We start from the raw sequence: 20,450 nt of genomic DNA on the forward strand, positions 1-20,450 counted from the left end.
GCGACGGTCGCCTTCACCGTGCGGCGGACGCATTTGCTTTTGTATTCCGCGACGCCGCGCGATAGGAGTGGTGTGGATTCGTCGGGCAACGCCGCGCGTCCGAGCCGACTTGCAGAAGCTGCTCTAACACTTTGAATCTGCGTGATCCTGGGGCACGCACTGGAACCGGACGGGAGAAGCCGTTGAAAGGCCAGGAAGAGCAGGCGCTAGGCGCCGAAGCACCCGACGCTATCCCCGCCGACATCTACGGCGAAGACGGGGCGATCCGCGCTTCGTTCCTCGCCCATATCGGCGCCGCGATCGCCGACCGCGACACGCTCACCCTGAAACGGGACGTCATCGACCTGCACCAGTCCGAGCTTGGCGACCTGCTCGAAGCCTTGCTGCCGGAGCAGCGGCGCGCGCTGGTCGAACTGATGGGCTCGGATTTCGACTTTTCCTCGCTGACGGAAGTCGACGACGCGATCCGTCTCGACATCGTCGACAGCCTGCCCAACGACCAGATCGCCCAGGCTGTCCAGGACCTCGATTCCGACGATGCTGTCTACATCCTCGAGGACCTCGACGAGGAGGACCAGGAAGAAATCCTCGCCCAACTCCCGTTCACCGAGCGGGTCAGGCTGCGTCGTGCGCTCGACTATCCGGAGGAGACGGCCGGTCGACGGATGCAGACCGAGTTCGTCGCGGTGCCGCCGTTCTGGACCGTCGGCCAGACCATCGACTATATGCGCGAGGATCAGAATCTGCCTGATCATTTCAGCCAGATCTTCGTCATCGATCCGACCTTCAAGCTCCTCGGCGCCGTCGACCTCGACCAGATTCTGCGCACCAAGCGGACGATCAAGATCGAGGAGGTCATGCATGAGACCCGCCACGCCATACCGGCCACCATGGACCAGGAGGAGGCAGCGCGCGAGTTCGAACAGTACGACCTCCTGTCCGCCGCCGTCGTCGACGAGAACGAGCGGCTGGTCGGCGTTTTGACCATCGACGACGTCGTCGACGTCATCCAGCAGGAAGCTGAAGAGGATCTGCTGCGCATGGGCGGCGTCGGCGATGAAGAGCTTTCCGACACGGTGCTCGACACGTCGCGTTCGCGAGTGCCGTGGCTGCTCGTCAACCTCGCAACGGCGTTTCTGTCGGCAACCGTGATCAGCCTGTTCGGCGCAACCATCGAGCAGATGGTGGCGCTGGCCGCGCTGATGCCCATCGTCGCCTCGCTCGGCGGCAATGCCGGCACCCAGACGATGACGGTCACCGTGCGTGCGCTGGCGACCAAGGACCTCGACATCTACAATGCCGGCCGCGTCATCAGACGCGAGGTGATGGTCGGGCTGCTCAACGGGGTCGTCATTGCCGTGATTCTCGGCCTGATCGCCGGGGCATGGTTCCACAACACCGATCTCGGCATCGTCATCGCCTCGGCGATGGTCATCAACATGCTGGCCGCAGCACTTGCTGGCATCCTGATCCCGCTGGTGCTCGACCGCTACGGCGCCGACCCGGCGATTTCGTCGTCGATCTTCACCACCATGGTGACGGACGTCACCGGGTTTGTCGTCTTTCTCGGCCTCGCCACCTGGTGGCTGCGGCTTGGCTGAAGCGGAAATCCCGCTGTTGTGACAAAACACACAGACCGCGGTTTCGCCCTCTCGTAGTTTGTCTGCACCAATTCGCATGCAAAGGATGAAAGGGTCATCTCGATGTCAGCGAAGTTTTTTCCGGCAGTGCCAGACTACATTCGCGGTTGGTATCGTCTTCGTGCCAGGCGCAAGGCGATGCTGATAGCAACCGAAGAGATGAGCAAATCGCCAGATGCGATGCTCGACGACGTGGGTATCCTGCGCGACGATGTGACTTATGCGTTCCGGAATCACCGAAACCGGAATTTGCGGATTCGCTGAGGAAGACGCTCGACCGAGGCCGCTTCGGATTGAACCCCAGTCTCAGCCAAAGCTAGGCCGTCCGCCCAACAATTGACTTTTACGTAAATGCCGTGCGAAGCTTTTCGCGACTCGAACGGCAAGGCAGGCGATGCGGGAATACTATTCGATCACCGAGCTGACCCGCGAATTCGACATTTCGACGCGCACGCTCCGCTTCTATGAAGACGAGGGGCTGGTGCAACCGGTGCGGCGCGGCCGCACCCGCCTGTTCCGGCCTTCAGACCGCCATCTGGTCAAGCAGATCATGCGCGGCAAGCGGCTCGGCTTCTCGATCAACGAGATCCGCGAAATCATCCAGATGTATCGTGAGCCTCCCGGCGAGGTCGGCCAGCTCAAGCTGATGATCAAGCGCATCGAGGAGAAGCGCGAGGATCTTCGGCAGAAGCGCCGCGATCTCGAGGAGACGCTGGCCGAACTCGATCAGGCCGAGGAATCCTGCGTCGAACGGCTGGTGGAATTGGGCGTCAACACCTGACCGCTAGATCCAGCGGCGCACGCGCTTGGCGTAGTCGCGGTACCTTTTCCCGAATCGTATTTCGAGATGCCGTTCCTCGCGTTCGATCGCCAGCTTTTGCGTCAGGAACGCGGCGATGAGGCCCAGCGGAAAGAACCAGACGATCTGCGACATCAGCCCTGCGCCGAACATCAGCATCGTGTTGGCGAGATAGATGGGGTTGCGGCTGAAGGAGAACGCTCCGTTCGTCACCAGATGTTCCGAGCCGCGGTGCGGCATCACCGTGGTTTTCGCCCGCTGCAAGGTGCGGATCGCCGAAACATCGATGGCGACCACGCCGATGATCAGCAGCCCGCCGCCGGCAAACAGGATGTCGGAGAGCGGCGGCCCGATGAACGGCAGCGGATAGGCCAAGTGGAGCACGATGCTCGCCGCGATTGCCGCGAGGTAGATCAATGGCGGCCAGGGCAAGCGGTTGGGCCGCGCCTGAATCTCGGTCATTGGATCGCCCCCCGTGACATCTTCTCGTCCGTTTCGGCCGTGCACGCCGCGGCCAAGCCCTGGACCTGGCTCGTCAGCGCATCACTTTGCTCGCCGGCGAACAGGCTGTCGAGCGCCTTTTCGCGTTCCAGCCCGTCGAGCATGCAGACGCAATAGAAGGCACAGAACTCTTCGTCGCGATCCGCGCTGCAGGTTCTTTCGCAAGCATTGCGGAACTCCACCTGCGGCGTGACGCTCTGCGGCGGCGAAATTTGCGAGAACAGCCAGACGCAGCCGATCAGCACCGGCTGGTGGACAAGGTAGAAGGCAAGGCTGTGGCGGCCGGCAAAGGCGAGGGGCCAGGACCATCGGCCGGGAACAATGCCGGCCAGCCGGGCAAACAGCCCGGTGGTTTCGGCAATCCTGGCCGCGGCGATGCCCAGAAGCACGGCGCCGAACCATGGAAACAACGGCACGTAGTCGTTCGAGCGCGGGTTGCTGCTCGACAGCCCGACCCACCACCAGGCCGGATGATCGAAAAAGGGCGAGCGCAGGTAATTGGGCGCGATGATGACCGCAACGGCCACCGCAAACGTGGCGATTGCCGGCAGACGCAGGAACAGCAGCCCGAGCAGGCTTGCCAGGGCGATCTGGTGGAGAATGCCGAAAAAGATGAAGCCGCCCGGCACTGCCAGCCAGGTGACCAGCGAGATGGCGAGCGCGGCCCCGCCGACCATGGCGAGGCGGCGCAGGAAACCTGGCCAGCGGATGCCCCTGGCGTGCCCGAGGAACAGGCTGACGCCGACCAGGAACAGGAAGCTGGAGGCGATGCAGCGGGCGAACAGTCGCCAGCCGCCGACTGCGGTGTAGCCTGGATCGGCGTAGCCGAAAAACTCGAGGTCCCAGGTGAAATGATAGATCGCCATCGCCACCAGCGCGGCGCCGCGGGCGAGGTCGATTATCGGAATACGCCCCCTGGGCGGCATTGACGCTGGTTTGGAATCCATGCCTTCCTGTTGCAGCGGTTTGCCGCCAAGCGCAAGCGCCGCACGAAATCCCGCGGTGAACGGAATATCCGAGACTGGAGACTGGCATGCATGAAGTAGCGGCGAACGGCGCCAGGATTCCGGCGATCGGGCTTGGCACCTGGACATTGAAAGACGACCAGTGCAGCGACCTCGTAAGCCACGCGCTGGCAGTCGGATACCGGCATGTCGATACCGCGAAGATGTATGACAACGAGGCTGCCGTCGGCGCCGGCATCAAGGCTTCCTCGGTGCCGCGCGACGATATCTTCCTGACCACCAAGGTGTGGTGGACCGATCTAGCGCCGGCCGATCTGGAGCGATCCACCGAAGGCAGCCTGAAACGGCTAGGGCTCGACCATGTCGATCTGTTGCTGATCCACTGGCCGAATGCGCGCATACCGCTCGAAGGCACCATCAAGGCGCTGAACAGGATGCGGGAGAGGGGCCTCACCCGGCACATCGGTGTCGCGAACTTCCCGACCAGGCTGCTCGGCGAGGCGATCGCGCTCTCGGATGCGCCGCTGGTCGCCAACCAGGTCGAATACCACCCCTATCTCGACCAGACCAAGGTCCATGCCGCATGCCGCGCAGCCGGAATGGCCATGGTTTCTTATTGCCCGCTCTATCGCGGCGGCGGGTTGCTGGAGGAAGAGGCGATCCGTTCGGCGGCATCCCGCCTCGGCAAGACGCCGGGACAGGTCGTGTTGCGCTGGCATGTGCAGCAGGAAGGCGTCGTTGCCATACCGCGCACCACCAGGAAGGAGCGCCTCGTCGAAAACGCCGCGATCTTCGATTTCCAGCTATCCGATGCCGAGATGACGGAAATCAACGCGCTGACGAAAGCCAACAGCCGCATCTGCGAGCACGATTTCTCGCCGGGCGAGGGATGGGATTAGGCCACGCATCGGCGATAGGTTGACGCTTCGCATTTCGGCCTGACAGCGTCGGTTTCCTGTTAACGCACTGCTACTTGCCGGGCCAGGCTGGCGTCCGACTCGAACTTCGGGGTGGCAGTGGCAACGCAGGTCCGGCATCCAATATGGCTACCGGCCGTGCGGCCGGCGGGAGCGCGCACCTTCGCCAGCCTCTATGCCCTGGAATCGTTCGCGCGGGCTTCGGTGGCCAGCGTCATTCCGATCCAGGCCTACGAAATCCTGCAAAGCGAGCAGGCCGTATCGCTGCTTTATACGATCGTGGCGCTGATCGGGCTTTCGGCAACGCTGTTCATGCCGCTGTTGATCGAGCGGTTCTCGCGGCGCTGGATCTACACGATGGGCGTCTGCGGGCTGGTCATCGGCTCGGCCTGCTTCCTGACGCAATCGCTGCCGGGACAGATGGCTGGCATGCTCGCCCGCGTCATGGGCGCCAGCGCGCTGTCGATCACCCTCAACCTCTACATCATGGATCACATCAGGAAGGCGGATTTCATCCAGTCGGAATCGCTGCGCATGGCCTGGTCGACACTCGCCTGGACCGGCGGCCCGACGCTTGGCGTGTTTCTCTATACGGAATTCGGCATCGCCGCCGCGCATGGCGTGGTCGCGCTTTTCTCGCTGCTGCTGCTGGCGCTGTTCTGGTATTTCCGGCTGAGCGACAACCAGCTGATCCGCCCGGGCAAAACCCGCGCAACCAACCCGATCGCCAGCGTCGGGCGCTTCGTCAAGCAGCCAAGGCTGCGGCTCGCCTGGGTGATCGCCTTCGGACGATCGTGCTTCTGGACCACCTTCTTTGTCTACGGGCCGATCCTCATGGTGGCGACCGGGCAGGGCAAGCTGGCCGGCGGCCTGCTTGTTTCGGCGGGAAACGCCCTTCTGTTTTCCGCGCTCATCTGGGGCTGGGCCGGCAAGCGCTTCGGCGCGCGCAACACCATGGCGATCTGCTTCTTTGCGATGACGGCGGCGCTTTTCGTGGCAGGCTTCGCGGGCGAGGCGATGCCGCTGGTCACCGCGGGATTCCTGCTGGTCTGCGCGTTTTTCTGCATCGGGCTCGACGCGCTGGGCTCCACCGCCTTCATGCGCGCCGTCAGGGCCTTCGAGCGGCCACAGATGACCGCCGTCTATCGCACCTATCTCGATCTTTCCGAACTGTTGCCGCCGCTGGTCTATTCGGTCGTGCTGGCATTCTTCGGATTGGGTTCGGTGTTCGCCACGCTTGGCGTCTTCTGTTGCATCTGCGGCTTCTTCACCTGGCGCTATCTCCCGAAATCCATGTGAGCGATCGAAGCTCACCGTGGCGCAGGCGAATTCCCGTGCTGCGCGCGCACCCAGTTGTGGAACCGGTGAAGGTCGTACTCTTCCGGCATCAGCACGCCGGCCTCGTGGCGGATTGATTTCAGCCCGCGCTGGTTGATCTCGCACACTGCGGCGTCCTCCTCCATGACGCGAACGCCGAAGGCGACGATGTTGCCGATATCGGTATTGTCCTCCTGCAGCGCTTGCGGCGGGAACAGCCATTCGGCGGTCAGCTCGGTCTCTTCCGGCCCGAGCGGGACGAGCCGCACGACACGGACATAGTCGACATGGCCGACGACGAACATCGACGGCAGGCTGACGGCGTAGGTCTGGCCGGCGGCGCGTTCCCGCTCGGTCAGGCCTTCGAACACCGGCCCATGGGCGCGGCCGTCTTCCGACCAGGTCTCGGCGCCGTCGCGCAGCTTTCCCGAAAACTCCGGTGCGTCATTGTCGGCGTGGCGCGCCCAGTCCGGATCGTCATGCCGCGCCATCAGGCCGCGCCCGTAGATAGGCACCAGCTTCGACAGATGCGGATGTACGTTCGGGCAATGCAGGCATTCGTTGAAGTTCTCCCAGAAGATCTTCCAGTTGCAGGCCATGGTTTTCCTGAACACATGACCGCTGACCAGGCTCTCGAGCGGCCAGTTGGAGAGGTCGCTGGAAGCTGGGTCGAAAGCCTCCTCGATCGGCGCGGGCGCGTCGGCAAGGTTGACGAAGATGAAGCCGCGCCATTCGGCGATTGCCACGCGGTAGAGCGGATAGTCTGCCTTCGAGAAACCTTCCGGCAGGCTTTTCGACGGCACGCGGACAAGATCGCCGCGCAGCGAATAGGACCATGAGTGATAGGGGCAGGTGATCAGCCGGGCCTTCAGCCGTCCTGCCTCTCCCTGGCAGAGCTGCGAGCCGCGGTGACGGCAGGTGTTGTGGAACGCTTGCAGCGCGCCGGTCTCGTCCCGCAGCACGACGATGTCCTGTGTGCCGATGCGAACGGTGCGCCAGGCAAGCGGTTGTGCGACGTCGGCGGCGCGGCAGGCCAGCACCCAGTTTCGGTACCAGATTGCAGCGAGATCCCGCTGATAATCGTCTGCTGACCAATAGACATGCGAAGGCAGCGTGGGCTCGACCTGAAGCAAACCGTTGTAAGGATCGCTGGCTGCGGCTTCTGTACTCATTGCCATCTCCGGATTTGTCCAGCGGACACCCGCGGCGGCACGCTGTCAATCCGTGGCGAAGACCGTGTCCCGTCCGGATTGATCCAAAGTCGAACGGGCATTTGCACCAAAGTACGGAGCAAAAAAGCCGGAGAATCGTTTATCGCTGGTGGAGCTCCGCGGGAGAATTTTACCTTTCGTTAACCACGCGGGAGCAGATTTGAACGTCAGGGAGGAAACCTTGGAGAACACACCATGTTCTGCGCAGGAATCTTTTCCCCCGGCCGAGCAGCGGCCCTGGCATCAGCAGCCTTACTTGTCGTTTTAGGTACAATGCCTTCCCGCGCGCACGACGCGCCGAAGGGATGGTCTTACCCCTATGCCTGCTGTTCCGGCTATGACTGTCGCGCAGTGAAGGCGACATCGATCAGCGAGAGGCCGGAAGGCTTTGTCATCGCGGGCACCGGCGAGGTCGTCGGCTATCAGGACAGGCGGCTGCGCGATTCCCCTGATGGCGAGTATCACTGGTGTTCGGTGGAAGGGAAAAACGACGGCAAGACCATCTGCCTGTTTGTGCCGCCGCGCTCGTACTGAAGCCGTCGTTTCAATGCCGGCATAGCGAGCCCGCCCGGGCAATCGTAGCCGTGGGCAGCGGAGCGGCGAGCGGAGTTTGGCGAGTGTGTGTTCCGCGCAACGATGCCGCCGATTGTGCTGAAACGATGCCAGTTCGGCCGGCATAAAATTGACTCTGGCGGCAAACCTCTTTCTATTCGCGCTGAGAACGGGCATTGCATGTCGCCGTCGTGGCGGAGGCGCGCGCAGTGTCGGCGGGGCGGCTCTGCCGTGAGAAGGAAGACATGGAAGACAATTACGAAAAATACGCCGTCGCGGTAATCATTGTCTTCGGCGCGATGATTATCGGCGGCTTGATGGCGGCGGGGTTGTCGATGGACGACCGTCCAGCCTTTTTGTGGGCGCTTGGCGGCGCATTCTTCGCCTGGATTGGCGGCCATGCGGTGCTGTTCGACCGCCCCCGCGTCTATGGCGGCCTGATCATGGTCGCCGCGGTCTTTGCCATCGCCTCGATCGTTGCCCTGGTAACCTGAGCATCCGGCGGCTCCCGGCCGCCCAGATTCCCAACCTTTTCCCGTTCCGGAGAGTTCCGCCATGCAGCAGCGCCGCCTTGGCCGCACCGACCTGTCTGTCTCGGCAATCTGCCTGGGCACGATGACATGGGGCCAGCAGAATACCGAGGAAGATGCGCATCAGCAGCTCGACAGCGCCTTTGCACGCGGCGTGAATTTCCTCGATACGGCGGAACTGTATCCCATCCCGCCGAAGCCCGATACGCAAGGGCGAACGGAAGCCTACATCGGCAACTGGATGCAGGCGCGGAAAAACCGCGACAAGGTCATCGTCGCCTCGAAAGTGGTCGGCCGCACGGCCAATGACTGGTTTCGCGACGGGCGTCCCTCCAGGCTGGCACGCACGGACATCTTCGACGCGATGGAAAAGTCGCTGAAGCGGCTGCGGACCGACTATATCGACCTCTACCAGATCCATTTCCCGGAACGGCAGGTGCCGTGGGGTTCGAATCCGAACCGCGTCGGCAACTGGCCGGCGCCCCGCGATGCCGACGAGACGCCGATCGCCGAGACGATCGCCGTGTTCGACGAACTGGTGAAGGCGGGAAAGATCCGCCATTTCGGTCTGTCGAACGAAAGCTCGTGGGGCGTCATGCGCTTCCTGTTCGAGAGCGAGAAGGGGACGGGACCGAGGGCCGTGTCGGTGCAGAACGCCTACAATCTGGTCAACCGCGCCTTCGAGGTGAACCTTGCCGAGGTCTGCGACCGTGAAGGGGTGAGCCTGCTGCCCTATTCGCCGTTGGCGCAAGGCTACCTCACCGGCAAGTACGACCACGGCGCGCGGCCGCAGGGTTCGCGCTCGCAGCTCTTCGGCCGCGGCCAGCGCTACGAGACGCCGAACGCTGCGGAGGTGCAGCTCGAATACAATGAGCTTGCGCGCGGCTTCGGCATGGAGCCGGCGCTGTTTGCCAATGCCTTCGTCGTCAGCCGCCCGTTCGTGGCTTCCAACATCATCGGCGCGACCACACTGGCGCAGCTTGCCATGGCGCTCGATTCGGCCGACGTGACATGGACCGACGAGATGCAGCAGGCGGTCGACGCGATCCACCAGCGCACCGGCAATCCTTGCCCCTGAGCAAACCCTGCTGACGCAGGCTGTCAGCAGGACCGTGCTTCTCTCCGGCATCGACAAATGCCAGGAGAAAAAGATGATCATCAAGGGAAGCTGCCACTGCAAGGCGACACAGTTCGAGGCGGCATACGTGCCGGAGACGGTGACCAGGTGCACCTGTTCGATCTGTTCGAAGCGCGGCGGGCTCTGGGCCTATTACAAGCCGGCCGATGTGCGCTTCATCTCGGACGACGCCAAGGAGACATACCAGTGGAGCTCGAAGATCTGCAAGCTCAACTTCTGCCGGGTCTGCGGCTGCTCCACCTACAATGAGACGCCGGACTTCTCCACCGGCGAGCCGAATTTCGACAATCCGCAGATCGTCCTCAACGCGCGCCTTTTCGATGATTTCGATGTCGGCGGCATTCCGGTTTTCGAGATCGACGGCAAGAACTTGTGGTGAGCCCGGACCCGGATTGCCATCTTTTGAAATCGCCGCATTTTCCGCTTGGCTGTTTCCGCGCGACGTGGAGACTGCCGGCGGCTGATTCCAGATCCGAAAAAAATTTGTGAGAAAAATGTCGGATGGCGCAGCGCCCGTTCGTTCTAGGGTCGGAACTGCCAAATCGAGGATAAAAGAGATGGACACCACAATGACCAAGACCGACACCGCCGCCAGCCGCGATCTCGTCCTGACCCGCATCATCGATGCGCCGCGCGAGAAGGTCTACCGCTGCTGGACGGACGCCGCCTTGCTGCCGCACTGGTTTGCCCCGAAGCCGTGGAGCACGCCGCGCGCCGAACTCGACGTGCGTGCGGGCGGCTCCAGCATGGTCGTCATGGCCGACGAGGACGGCAATGAGTACCCGAACCCCGGCATCTACCTGGAAGTCGTGCCCAACGAGAAGCTCGTCTTCACCGATGCCTACACCAGCGCCTGGGAGCCTTCCGGAAAACCGTTCATGACGGTCGTGCTGACCTTCGAGGACGCCGGCGACGGCAAGACCAAATACACCGCCGTGGCGAAACATTGGAGCGTCGAGGATCGCGAAGCGCACGAGAAGATGGGCTTTCACGAAGGCTGGGGCATCTGCGCGAACCAGCTCGAGCAACTCGCCAAGACGCTCTGACACCTTGCATGACGGGTTCCGGTCCCGCCGGAACCGTCATGCCAGAGACGGGTGGGACGAAATTATGTCATCCGCGCCACGACTTAGCCGCTGAACCATCATTGGCAGGTCATGATTGATCACTATGTATGGGGTTGGGCGGGGTTTCGAGGAGGTCGCATGATGAACGAACGCATCAACACACTGGACGAGCTTCTGAACGATCCCATGGTTCAGCTGGTGATGGCGCGCGACCGCGTGAAACCCGACGAGGTGCGGCTGCATTTCAAGCGTGCGCGCGACCGTTCCAGGCAGCCGCTGCTGCCGCCGGCGCATGTCGTCGACAAGAGCTGCTGGACGCAGAAGCTGTGCCTCTAGGCATCGCTAAAAAGCGCGCCGCGCCGGGCCTTTGCCCAGCGCGGATCGCGCATGCCGGAAGATAAACCCGAAAGTCAGTTGCTTTTCTGCTGCCGGCGCGCCTTGCGGCCCTCGGCCACACCCATCTCCCAGGCAGTCTTTTTCAGCCAGCGGTCCGCGCTGGCTTTGCCGTGCGCCCGCACCCGCCGGTAATATTCCGGCTCGATCTGCCGCATGAGCTGCTGGCGCCGCGCCGCCGAGATGCCGGGCGCGGACTGCCGGGGGGCGGCGTAGCGCGGCTGCGCCGTCCGGTGCTGCGCCCGCTGGCGCTGCTGATGCCGCCTGATGTTGTTGTGGCGCTGCGATTCGAGATTTGGCGTCAGCCAGTCCATGGCGACGGCAGGCCTGACGCCGAGATCGGATATCTGCAGGCTCCCCACCGCCAGAAGAGCCGTCGCTGCCATCGAAAGCGTTCTGAGCTTCATCCTGAACCTCGCTTCGAACGCCACCCGCCATCGCTTTTTTCGAACAGACGGCCAGCAATTGCAACCGTGAATTGACGCTTCCCGTCGCTCAACGACTGTCGTCGAAGTAGTGTCCGGGCGTCACGCCGAACGCCCTGCGAAAGCCGGCGACGAAGGCGCTGGGCTGCTCGTAGCCGAGCCGATCAGAAATCTGGCCGATCGGCACACCGAGCGATAGCCATTCCACTGCTTTCATCAGCCGCGCCTGCCGCCGCCAGGCGCGGAAGCTGAGGCCGGTCTCGGTGCGGAAATGCCGCTCGAAGGAGCGCTCCGAAAATGCCGCCCGCCGCGCCACCGCGGCGAGACTGTCGGGCCGTCCGGGATCTGCCGCAAGCTCGCTCACCGCGCCCCGCAGGCGCTCCGAGCCAGGCATCGGCAGATGCAGCGGCGCGATAGGGACGGTTGCCAACTGATCGAGTATGACGTGAGCGATCCGCCCTGCCGGGCCATCGATCTGCTCGTCGCGCGCATAGCCCATGAAGGTAAGCGCCAGTTCGCGCAGCAGCGGTGACAGCCGGATAACCGCTGGTCCGCGCGGCAGGTGCCGCACCGCCTCCGGCCGGAAGAAGAGGAAGCGCTGCGCGGTGTCCTGCAGGTAGGTAACCGCATGGGTGACGCCTGGTGGGATCCAGACGGCTCGTTCTGGCGGCACCACGAAGGTGCCGCGCCCAGTCTCCACCGTCACCGCGCCCGAGACGATGTGGAACAACTGCGCCCGCCGATGACTGTGCACGCCGTAATGTTGGTCTTTCTCCACGTCGCCTGCATAGGCGACAATGGCGGCCGGATAGTCCTCCGCTTCGCCGAGGCTGAGATCGGGATGGATCAGATTGTCCGGATGAACCATTTGGCGTCTCGCAAACATAATTAGGCGATATGGCGATAACACGATACCGCCATCACGGGGTACTCTCAACCCGATATCGACCTTTGCCTCGATCAATGCGCAACCATTTGGCCGCTCGTACAGGCAGCATCTGAAGCTTGCCGGTCGACCGACCACCTTGCGATGGAAAGGAGACCAAGCATGATTACCGCGGTTTTCCCCCGGCAATTTTTCGCGCCGGCCAAGGTGCCGGCGAAGGGCGGCAGCAATGCCGACAGTTTTCTCGCCTGGCTTCGCCGCATGCGGCTAACCCGGCATAATGTCCGCTGCCTTTCTGCACTCGACGACCGATTGCTCGCCGATATCGGCATTACTCGCAATGAATTGAGGCATGTGGCGCGGCTGGGCCGGCTGCCGGGATGGGAGTAGGCCGGGGGCAGCGGGACCGGGGACGGCTGTGTTTCCGCTAGTGAAGGGCTCCAACCTGAAGCGTGGCAACACGTCTTATCCAGCCCCCTTCGAAGCTCGCCACGGCAATCATTCGCGAGGGAATCTGCCTTGCGATTGCCATGCCGCGCATGCAGACAGTGCCGGCCCGTCCGGTGGGGCGGCCTGTTTCGCGCGAGGAGTTTTGTTGGTGTTCCCATTTTTCCACGCCCGCCATGTGCTGGCGCTTGCGCTTTCACTGTTGTTTGCAGCCGCAGGCGCGGCGGGCGCGCAAGAATGCTGCGATCCCGCCGGGCCGTTCCGGCCGGGGGAAGGCTATGCCGAGACGCCGGCGACCTGCGCGACGATCGGGAACTGGGTGGAACGCGCGCCGGCAGTCGACGCCCGCATCACGCTGACCGTCCGCGGCAAACTCGTGCATGTGCAGAGCGACGGCGCGCTGGCCTATCTCATCATGTGCGAGGAAGGCGGCATGCAGGTGATGTGCGTGACCTACCAGACCAACGGCATGAAAGCCGGCGACGAGGTGCTGTTCGCCGGCGGCTACGCGCGCGTCGGCGAGAAACAGGTGATGCTCGATCCGTGCCTGGCGGAGGAGGGGTAGGCGCGCCTCCACCTTCGTCATCCTCGGCCTTGAGCCGAGGATCCATGCCGCGAGGTTGAGGACGACGCTGACGGTGCAGAAAGACGCACCCTTCGCCTGCCGTTTACGCGTTGCCGGAATGGACCCTAGGTTTTCGCGACGGCCTTCGGCCTGCTCCGCCCGAGGATGACGAAAGGGAAGGGGCGCTCCGTCCAGCGCGCTCCTCATTCGACCTCGCTCTCGACAACGAGGAGAGGGTGGCGGCGCTACGAGGAATCGGCTTTTTGCGGGAACCTTTGCCGCCTCCGGCTGTTGGCCTTCTACATCGCCAACAATCGGAGGATAAAATGAAGCATATCCGCTCGACACTCTTCGCATTCGCCGCAGTCGTTGGTTTCGCCGCCGCGCCGGCCTTTGCCGCTTGCCCCGACACCGACACGACGGCCTCGATCAATGACAAGGCCAGCACCGGCATGGCCAAGGACGGCACGCATGCGCCGATGGAATCGGATGCCGCGAAAAGCGATCCTGCCATGAAGGACGGCAAGAGCATGCCGCTGGCAACCCAGGAAGGCGGCGGCAACAAGGATCTCGCCACTTCGCAGCAGGATATCGAGGCGCAGCAGAAGGGCGACAAGACCGCCGCGGCGACCGCCGAGGACGACGCCTGCGCCGAATAATTGCAGGCACGCCGCGAGATGAACCACAACCGCTTGCGGCAAATGTGGTATAAGACGCCTGAACGAAACGCGATGGATGGGCCGGCACGGTGTGGCGGTGCATTCATCGCGTTGTGGCGTCCTGGCGAGGGAAATTGCGGAGCTGACAGCCCTGACACTGTGCCGGCGGCGCGAGGCCGCAAGATCACCTTGGCTGTTATTCCGCGTTGAAGAGCACCGGGGTCGGGCAGGCTCTTTTTTGAGCGTTCTACATGTTGTTTTTACTTTTAAAACACATAATTAACATCGATAATCATGAGACGGCAAACGAATCAGGACAACGAAAGCCACTCTCAGGCCATGGTCAGTCACACCGCACGCAACCGCATTACCGAGCGGGTCCGGCGTCTCTTCGGAGGCAAGCCGTGCCGGCTGCAGGTTGCTGCCTTGCCGTGGCGCAAGACCGGGAAGGGCGTGGAAGTGATGCTGATCACCAGCCGTGACTCCGGCCGCTGGGTACTGCCCAAGGGCTGGCCGGAAGGCCGCGAGCAGCTGTTCGACACCGCCGCGCGCGAAGCCGCGGAAGAGGCCGGCCTCGGCGGCGCCATCGCGCATCTCGAGATCGGCAGCTATTTCTACGGCAAGGTGCTTCCTTCGGGCATGGAGCGGCGCTGCGAAGTTCTGGTCTTTCCGCTGGAGGTCGACCAGATTGCAACCGCCTGGCCCGAGAAGAAGGAACGCAACCGCAAATGGTTCTCGCCCGCCGAAGCGGCCAAGCTTGTCAAGGAATCGGACCTTGGTGAACTGATCGCGCGCTTTGCGGAGAAACCACGGCTTTACGCCTGAGCACAGCGAAACCTCGCCGTGCCGGCCCGCTTCCCCCCAACGACATGAAACTGCAGCACCGCGTCCGTAATCTGCGCAGGGGGCTGCGGATTCGGACATGAGCGACGCCAAGATCCCCAAACGCATACTCGACAAGGATCTCGACAAGTTCGCCAATGTCGAGGAAGCGGCGGGATTCCTGTCGCGCAGCCTGATCGCGCCGGGGCTGGCGCTGCTGTTTCTGGCTTCCGCTGGCATTTTTGCCTCGCTTTACGTCTTCGGCGAGCCGCGCGCGACGATCGTCATCGCCGCCGCTGCGATCGCCGGCTACATGGCCCTCAACATCGGCGCCAACGACGTCGCCAACAATGTCGGGCCGGCCGTCGGCGCACGGGCGATCACAATGGGCGGCGCGCTGGTCATGGCGGCGGTCGCCGAAACAGCCGGCGCCCTGCTTGCCGGCGGAGAGGTCGTCGAAACGATCGCCAACGGCATCATTTTTCCCGATGCCGTCGCCGACCCGAATGTCTTCATCCGGCTGATGGTGGCGGCGCTGATTGCTTCGGCCTTGTGGATCCATCTGTCGACCTGGTTGCGCGCGCCTGTCTCGACCACTCACGCGATCGTCGGCGCCGTGGTCGGCGCCGGGGCGGCGGCGGCCGGGCTGTCGGCCGTCAACTGGCTGTCGATGGGCGCGATCACCGCGAGCTGGATGCTGTCGCCATTGCTCGGCGGCGCCATAGCCGCTGCTCTCCTTGCCTTCGTCGAGAGCATGGTCATCTACCAGGACGACAAGATCGCCGCGGCGCGGCGCTGGGTGCCGTTGCTGATCGCAACGATGGCGGGCGCGTTCGCCGCCTATCTTGCCACCCTTGGCATCGGCAAGGTGGTGACGCTGGCAAACTCCACGGTCGCGGCCATCGGCATAGGCTGCTTCCTTGCGGCCTGGGTGGCGTTCCACCGCATCGTCGGGCGGCAGTCGCGAGGCCTGGAAAACCGCAACCAGTCGCTGCGCCACCTGTTCGTCATCCCGCTCATCATTTCCGCTGGGCTGCTCTCCTTCGCGCACGGCGCCAACGATGTCGCCAATGCCGTCGGGCCGCTGGCGGCGATCGTTTATGCGGCCGGCACGGGCGAAGTCGCCGCGGAGGCCGCGGTGCCGTTCTGGGTCATGCTGATCGGAGCGCTCGGCATCTCGGTCGGCCTGCTGCTGTTCGGGCCGCGGCTCATCCGCATCGTCGGCGCCGAGATCACCAAGCTCAACCCGGTGCGCGCCTTCTGCATCGCGCTGTCGACCGCGCTTACCGTCATCGTCGCTTCCTGGCTCGGAATGCCGGTCAGCACCACCCACATCGCCGTCGGTTCCGTGTTCGGCGTCGGCTTCTATCGCGAATGGGCGGCCATACGCTCCATCCGGCGGCGCGCCTATCTACAGCGGAAGCAGGAAATCCTGTCACCGGCAACGATCGAGGCCGAGCCGGTGGCGCCTCCACCGACCACGAACCTGCTCGCCGGCGGCAAGAAAGGCTCGCAGCAGGAAATCATCCGCCGGCGGCTGGTGCGCCGCGCTCATGTCAGGACGATCGTCGCCGCCTGGGTGACCACCGTGCCTGCTTCCGCCGTGCTCGCGGCGCTGTTTTTCTACCTGCTGCGCAGCGCCTCGTGATGCCGGCGCGGCTTGCCTCCGTTCGCGCGGGCATGCTCTGATCGCGCCGCCAGGCCCCGAAATCCAAGGCAGCAGGTTCATGGACAAGACACAGCGGCTTTTCGCCATCATGGATTCGCTGCGCCGCCATCGCCATCCGGTCACCGCCGAGCGGCTGGCGGACGAGTTTTCCGTATCGGTGCGCACGCTCTACCGCGACGTGCAGACGCTGATCGGCCTCGGTGCGCCGATCGACGGCGAGGCCGGCGTCGGCTACCTCCTGCGGCCGGGCTTCTTCCTGCCGCCGCTGATGTTTTCCCCGGAGGAACTGGAAGCGCTGGTGCTGGGCGCCCGCTGGGTCGAGGGACGCCCGGACGAGAGCCTGGCCACGGCCGCGGCGCGAGCGATCGGCAAGATCGCCACCGCCACGCCCGAAGACCTGCGCGACAAGATCGGCGCCACCGGCCTGTGGCCGGCGCGTGCCGCCGCGCGCCCGACAAACGAGCCGCTGCTCGGCGTCGTGCGCGAGGCGATGCGGCTGGAAAAGACGCTGCACATTTCTTACGCCGACGAGAACGGCAGCGTCACCGAGCGGCCGATCTGGCCGATCGCGATCGCCTATTACGAGGAAAAGCACATCATCGCGGCGTGGTGCGTCATGCGCCAGGCGCTTCGCAATTTCCGCATCGACCGCGTCCGCTCGGCGCGGCCGGGCGACGAACGCTTCGGCAAGCGCCGCGTCGCGCTGATGAAGTTGTGGGAGGACCAGTGGCAGGCCGACCGCCAGACACGCCGGAGCCCGACGCGCCCTGGCGGCACCTGATCCGGATTGCCTGCGTCAGGCCTTTTCCGTTGGGGCTGCGTCCTCCTGGTCCAGGACATCGCGCACCTTCGCCGCAAGCTGATCGAGCGTGAACGGCTTGGCGAGGAAGTTCACGCCCGGATCGAGCTTGCCGTTGTGCACCACCGCGTTGCGGGTGAACCCGGTCGTGTAGAGAACCTTGAGCTGCGGACGGCGCGCCGCCGCTTCCTCGGCCAGCTTGCGGCCGCTCATGCCCGGCATGACGATGTCGGTGAAAAGCAAGGATACGTCTCCATGCTTTTCGAGCAAGGCGAGTGCCGCCTCGCCGCCATCCGCGTGGATCACCCGGTAGCCCAGCTCGCGCAGCGATTCGACGCTGCCGACGCGCACCCGCTCGTCGTCCTCGACCACCAGCACCAGTTCGGTCGGCGCAACCGACGCCGGCCGCGTCGCGGTCACGGCATCGGCCTGCTCGTCGCCGAAATAGCGCGGCAGGTAGATCTTGACCGTCGTACCCTCATCCGGCTCGGAATAGATCTTCACGTGACCGTTGGACTGCTTGACGAAACCGAAGACCTGGCTCAGGCCGAGCCCCGTGCCCTTGCTTACCGGCTTGGTGGTGAAGAACGGCTCGAACGCCTTGGCGATCACCTCGCGCGGCATGCCGGTGCCGGTATCGGTAACGGCGATCAGCACATACTGGCCCGCCGGGACTTCGGCGTGGGAAGCGGCATAGCTGTCGTCGAGATGACAATTCGCCGTTTCGATGGTGAGCTTGCCGCCTTCGGGCATCGCGTCGCGGGCGTTGACGGCCAGATTGATGATGGAATTTTCGAGCTGGCTGGAATCGGCGTGGCAGCGCCAAAGGCCGCCGGCAAGCACCGTTTCGATCTGGATGGTTTCGCCGAGCGTCCGCCGCAGCATGTCGGACATGCCCGAGACCATGCGGTTGGCGTCGACCAGTTGCGGCGCCAGCGGCTGCTGGCGGGCAAATGCCAGGAGACGCTGCGTGAGGCTGGCGGCCCGGCTGGCCGCATCGGCCGCTCCATCGACCAGCTTGCCGATGTCGGTCTCGCCGCGCGCCAGCTTGCGCTGGATAAGGTTCATCGCACTCATGATGACGGCAAGCATGTTGTTGAAGTCGTGGGCGATGCCGCCGGTCAACTGGCCGATCGCCTCGAGCTTCTGCATCTGGCGGACCTGATCCTCGGCCTTTTGCCGGGTCTCGATCTCGTCCTCGAGCATCTTGTTCGTCTCGACAAGGTTGCTGTGCGCTTCCTCGATGGCCTGCATGCGCCGACGGGCATCGAAGATGCCGTAGATGCCGAGCAGCAGCACGCCAAGAAGCGTGACGATGGATGCCAACCGCAACTTCCCGTCGATTGCGGCGGCATCGGCGAGACTCTGCTGCAGCTTGACATTTTCGGTCTGACGCACGTCGGCGATGATTTCCCGAATGCGATCCATGGCGATCTTGCCGCGGTTCGTCTGGATCGCCGCGCGTACCTCGTCCAGTTTGCCGTTTCGGTAGAGTTCGATGACTTCCCCGAGTTCGGAGAACTTGTCGCTTATCGCGACTTGAAGCTGTTCGATCTGCGCGAGGCTTTCGGACTCGGCACCGAAAGCGTCACGCAAGAGATTGACCTCGGTCGGGAGCGATTTGAGCGCCGAACTGTATGGTTGCAGATACGCGTCTTCGCCGGTCAGCAGAAACCCGCGCTGACCCGTTTCCGCGTCCTGCACCGTCGACAGCATGACAAGCAGCCGACTTTCGATATCGAAGCTCTGCCGCGCCTCGCGATTGTCTTCCCGCTGGCTTTCGATCATCCACGACCGCGTGCCGACGATGGCCGCCAGCACCAAAAAGCCGAGCAGCAGCGGCATAAGCTGCATGCGCATTGCCTTGCGCAGCCTTGCAATCATTTTTTGCGTTATCCCGCCATCGTTCGTCAGTCCCAGCCGCACCGTTGGTAAGGGAGACGGATCGCTGATGGCAAGCGGTATTTGGGTTGGGTGGCGACGAAGACGGTTTGAAGAGCGTCGCCGCGGCTGGAGTTACGCCACTCGGTTGCGTTTCAATTCGGTGACCACGACATTGCGGCCGCCATCCTTTGCCGCATACATGGAGCGATCCGCTTCCTGCATGGTGGCGAGCGCGCCGGCACCCGGTTTGTGTGCCGCAAGCCCGATGGAAACCGAGAGCGCCATGCCGGGCACGCCAAGCCTGATTCCGGAAAGTTCGATATCGCGCCTCAGCCGGTCGGCCACGATGGTGGCGCGGGTCACATTGGCGCCGCGCAGGAACAGCGCGAACTCCTCGCCGCCGAGACGGGCGCAGAGATCGCCGTCTCGCGTGGCTTCCCTTATGTGACGGGCCAGAAGCACGATCACCCGGTCGCCGGTGGCGTGTCCGAAACGGTCGTTCAGCGCCTTGAAATGGTCGGCGTCGATGTAGGCGAAGACGCCGGCGCTTGCGGTCTTCGACGTGGCGGAAAGCAGGGCGTCGAGCCGTGCCAGGAAACTCTGCCGGTTGAGCAGGCCCGTCATCTGGTCGATGGTCGCCAGATACTGGAGCTGTTTGGTCAACCGCTCCAGCTTTTCATACTGCAAGACGACATGCGCGGTCGCCGGAATGCCGACCGCGGTCGCAATCGCCCCCGATATCAGCAGTTCGAACGTCAGCCGCTCGACGCCGAACTGCCAATAGTAGGCCACGACAATACCTTCGACACCCGCCAGGACGATGGCGAAGATCAGCATCACCTTCATGAACGTGCCGAAACGTGCGCTTCCCAGCGGCATCAACCCAGTCCCATCAGCCTTCTTTAATATAAGAGGTGCTGCGTTAAGGTTTCGTAGCCGCCGCGAGCAATGCGGGAGCGATGGCGATTCGCTGGCCGGCGGCCTGATTCCCGGCACCGGTGAAGCCGCATGGGAAAGACAATTTCTCCCGCGCTCCCACCGCACTCGTCTCGAAGGCGGGATTTTCCGGGCTTTCTTCTCCCCGTTATCCACATTAGTGACACACAAGATATTGGGGTCACAATTCTTACAAAAACGAATCCTTGACGCGCGGAAACGAGTCGCCTTTTATTGGTCATGCGCTCCTGTTGAGAGCGTGGCCGGAGAGGTTCTCGGGCCGGTCTTTTTCCAGATTTTGTGTGAAGTTCCAGCTTTCCGCCCGGGT

Annotated in this window: 24 protein-coding genes; 17 read left to right on the forward strand and 7 right to left on the reverse strand. The window is 63.5% G+C overall.

What is annotated here, in order from left to right:
• Nucleotides 1-182 precede the first annotated feature (182 nt).
• From mgtE to OHD58_RS10845, 3 genes are all read left to right on the forward strand, one after another.
• Nucleotides 183-1,601, forward strand: coding sequence for a magnesium transporter (gene mgtE, locus OHD58_RS10835; protein ID WP_263803258.1), 1,419 nt, complete (start codon nucleotides 183-185; stop codon nucleotides 1,599-1,601).
• A 102-nt stretch (nucleotides 1,602-1,703) separates the two neighbouring features.
• Nucleotides 1,704-1,904: a hypothetical protein gene (locus OHD58_RS10840; RefSeq protein WP_263803259.1), complete on the forward strand. Its 201-nt coding sequence runs from the start codon at nucleotides 1,704-1,706 to the stop codon at nucleotides 1,902-1,904.
• Nucleotides 1,905-2,034: 130 nt separating this feature from the next.
• A complete protein-coding gene (locus OHD58_RS10845; RefSeq protein ID WP_263803260.1) occupies nucleotides 2,035-2,421 on the forward strand; it encodes a MerR family transcriptional regulator in 387 nt (128 codons plus the stop codon).
• Between the two features lie 3 nt (nucleotides 2,422-2,424).
• On the opposite strand, the gene OHD58_RS10850 is transcribed toward OHD58_RS10845, so the two are convergent.
• Together OHD58_RS10850 and OHD58_RS10855 are read right to left on the reverse strand one after the other, a co-directional pair.
• Nucleotides 2,425-2,901 carry a methyltransferase family protein gene (locus OHD58_RS10850; RefSeq protein ID WP_263803261.1) on the reverse strand — a complete coding sequence of 159 codons (477 nt, stop codon included), beginning with the start codon at nucleotides 2,899-2,901 and terminating at the stop codon, nucleotides 2,425-2,427.
• The gene (locus OHD58_RS10855) at nucleotides 2,898-3,887 is read right to left on the reverse strand and encodes a DUF1624 domain-containing protein (RefSeq protein ID WP_263803262.1); all 990 of its coding nucleotides are present in this window, start codon (nucleotides 3,885-3,887) and stop codon (nucleotides 2,898-2,900) included. Before OHD58_RS10855 ends, OHD58_RS10850 begins: the two co-directional genes overlap by 4 nt.
• Before the next feature lie 86 nt (nucleotides 3,888-3,973).
• Between OHD58_RS10855 and OHD58_RS10860 the strand changes: the two genes are divergently transcribed.
• Both OHD58_RS10860 and OHD58_RS10865 read left to right on the forward strand, forming a co-directional pair.
• Nucleotides 3,974-4,804, forward strand: coding sequence for an aldo/keto reductase (locus tag OHD58_RS10860; RefSeq protein ID WP_263803263.1), 831 nt, complete (start codon nucleotides 3,974-3,976; stop codon nucleotides 4,802-4,804).
• Nucleotides 4,805-4,921: 117 nt separating this feature from the next.
• Nucleotides 4,922-6,121 carry an MFS transporter gene (locus tag OHD58_RS10865; protein WP_412177190.1) on the forward strand — a complete coding sequence of 400 codons (1,200 nt, stop codon included), beginning with the start codon at nucleotides 4,922-4,924 and terminating at the stop codon, nucleotides 6,119-6,121.
• 11 nt (nucleotides 6,122-6,132) lie between these two features.
• Here OHD58_RS10865 and OHD58_RS10870 read toward each other — a convergent pair whose 3' ends face one another.
• Nucleotides 6,133-7,311 (reverse strand): aromatic ring-hydroxylating oxygenase subunit alpha, encoded by a 1,179-nt coding sequence (locus tag OHD58_RS10870; RefSeq protein ID WP_263803265.1) that lies wholly within the window; start codon nucleotides 7,309-7,311, stop codon nucleotides 6,133-6,135.
• 234 nt (nucleotides 7,312-7,545) lie between these two features.
• On the opposite strand from OHD58_RS10870, the gene OHD58_RS10875 reads away from it, so the two are divergent.
• The 6 genes from OHD58_RS10875 to OHD58_RS10900 all read left to right on the forward strand — a co-directional run bounded on the left by OHD58_RS10875 (nucleotide 7,546) and on the right by OHD58_RS10900 (nucleotide 10,973).
• Nucleotides 7,546-7,884 (forward strand): hypothetical protein, encoded by a 339-nt coding sequence (locus tag OHD58_RS10875; RefSeq protein WP_412177191.1) that lies wholly within the window; start codon nucleotides 7,546-7,548, stop codon nucleotides 7,882-7,884.
• A 263-nt stretch (nucleotides 7,885-8,147) separates the two neighbouring features.
• Complete coding sequence (locus OHD58_RS10880) at nucleotides 8,148-8,396, forward strand: hypothetical protein (protein ID WP_263803594.1); 249 nt, start codon at nucleotides 8,148-8,150, stop codon at nucleotides 8,394-8,396.
• Between the two features lie 61 nt (nucleotides 8,397-8,457).
• Nucleotides 8,458-9,510, forward strand: coding sequence for an aldo/keto reductase (locus tag OHD58_RS10885; RefSeq protein WP_263803267.1), 1,053 nt, complete (start codon nucleotides 8,458-8,460; stop codon nucleotides 9,508-9,510).
• A gap of 73 nt (nucleotides 9,511-9,583) precedes the next feature.
• Nucleotides 9,584-9,949 (forward strand): GFA family protein, encoded by a 366-nt coding sequence (locus tag OHD58_RS10890; RefSeq protein ID WP_263803268.1) that lies wholly within the window; start codon nucleotides 9,584-9,586, stop codon nucleotides 9,947-9,949.
• 178 nt (nucleotides 9,950-10,127) lie between these two features.
• Complete coding sequence (locus tag OHD58_RS10895; protein WP_263803269.1) at nucleotides 10,128-10,616, forward strand: SRPBCC family protein; 489 nt, start codon at nucleotides 10,128-10,130, stop codon at nucleotides 10,614-10,616.
• Nucleotides 10,617-10,778: 162 nt separating this feature from the next.
• Complete coding sequence (locus OHD58_RS10900; RefSeq protein WP_263803270.1) at nucleotides 10,779-10,973, forward strand: hypothetical protein; 195 nt, start codon at nucleotides 10,779-10,781, stop codon at nucleotides 10,971-10,973.
• Between the two features lie 74 nt (nucleotides 10,974-11,047).
• Here the strand turns inward: OHD58_RS10900 and OHD58_RS10905 are convergent, their stop codons facing one another.
• Entirely contained in the window at nucleotides 11,048-11,437 is a 390-nt protein-coding gene (locus OHD58_RS10905) for a hypothetical protein (protein WP_263803271.1), read from the reverse strand.
• An 88-nt stretch (nucleotides 11,438-11,525) separates the two neighbouring features.
• The gene (locus OHD58_RS10910; protein ID WP_263803272.1) at nucleotides 11,526-12,323 is read right to left on the reverse strand and encodes an AraC family transcriptional regulator; all 798 of its coding nucleotides are present in this window, start codon (nucleotides 12,321-12,323) and stop codon (nucleotides 11,526-11,528) included.
• 180 nt (nucleotides 12,324-12,503) lie between these two features.
• On the opposite strand from OHD58_RS10910, the gene OHD58_RS10915 reads away from it, so the two are divergent.
• From OHD58_RS10915 to OHD58_RS10940, 6 genes are all read left to right on the forward strand, one after another.
• The gene (locus OHD58_RS10915) at nucleotides 12,504-12,731 is read left to right on the forward strand and encodes a DUF1127 domain-containing protein (RefSeq protein ID WP_263803273.1); all 228 of its coding nucleotides are present in this window, start codon (nucleotides 12,504-12,506) and stop codon (nucleotides 12,729-12,731) included.
• Between the two features lie 208 nt (nucleotides 12,732-12,939).
• Nucleotides 12,940-13,353, forward strand: a complete 414-nt coding sequence (locus OHD58_RS10920; protein ID WP_263803274.1) for a hypothetical protein — start codon at nucleotides 12,940-12,942, stop codon at nucleotides 13,351-13,353.
• A 326-nt stretch (nucleotides 13,354-13,679) separates the two neighbouring features.
• Nucleotides 13,680-14,012: a hypothetical protein gene (locus OHD58_RS10925; protein WP_263803275.1), complete on the forward strand. Its 333-nt coding sequence runs from the start codon at nucleotides 13,680-13,682 to the stop codon at nucleotides 14,010-14,012.
• Between the two features lie 339 nt (nucleotides 14,013-14,351).
• Complete coding sequence (locus tag OHD58_RS10930; RefSeq protein ID WP_263803276.1) at nucleotides 14,352-14,837, forward strand: NUDIX hydrolase; 486 nt, start codon at nucleotides 14,352-14,354, stop codon at nucleotides 14,835-14,837.
• A gap of 97 nt (nucleotides 14,838-14,934) precedes the next feature.
• Nucleotides 14,935-16,482, forward strand: coding sequence for an inorganic phosphate transporter (locus OHD58_RS10935; protein ID WP_263803278.1), 1,548 nt, complete (start codon nucleotides 14,935-14,937; stop codon nucleotides 16,480-16,482).
• 79 nt (nucleotides 16,483-16,561) lie between these two features.
• A complete protein-coding gene (locus OHD58_RS10940) occupies nucleotides 16,562-17,284 on the forward strand; it encodes a helix-turn-helix transcriptional regulator (RefSeq protein ID WP_263803279.1) in 723 nt (240 codons plus the stop codon).
• Nucleotides 17,285-17,299: 15 nt separating this feature from the next.
• Here OHD58_RS10940 and OHD58_RS10945 read toward each other — a convergent pair whose 3' ends face one another.
• Together OHD58_RS10945 and OHD58_RS10950 are read right to left on the reverse strand one after the other, a co-directional pair.
• The gene (locus OHD58_RS10945) at nucleotides 17,300-19,186 is read right to left on the reverse strand and encodes a CHASE3 domain-containing protein (RefSeq protein WP_263803280.1); all 1,887 of its coding nucleotides are present in this window, start codon (nucleotides 19,184-19,186) and stop codon (nucleotides 17,300-17,302) included.
• A 132-nt stretch (nucleotides 19,187-19,318) separates the two neighbouring features.
• The gene (locus OHD58_RS10950; RefSeq protein WP_263803282.1) at nucleotides 19,319-20,065 is read right to left on the reverse strand and encodes a GGDEF domain-containing protein; all 747 of its coding nucleotides are present in this window, start codon (nucleotides 20,063-20,065) and stop codon (nucleotides 19,319-19,321) included.
• Between the last annotated feature and the right edge of the window lie 385 nt (nucleotides 20,066-20,450).

Origin of the sequence: Mesorhizobium sp. ZC-5, assembly GCF_025753855.1 — a bacterium.
In the GTDB taxonomy this organism is placed as follows: Bacteria; Pseudomonadota; Alphaproteobacteria; order Rhizobiales; family Rhizobiaceae; genus Neomesorhizobium.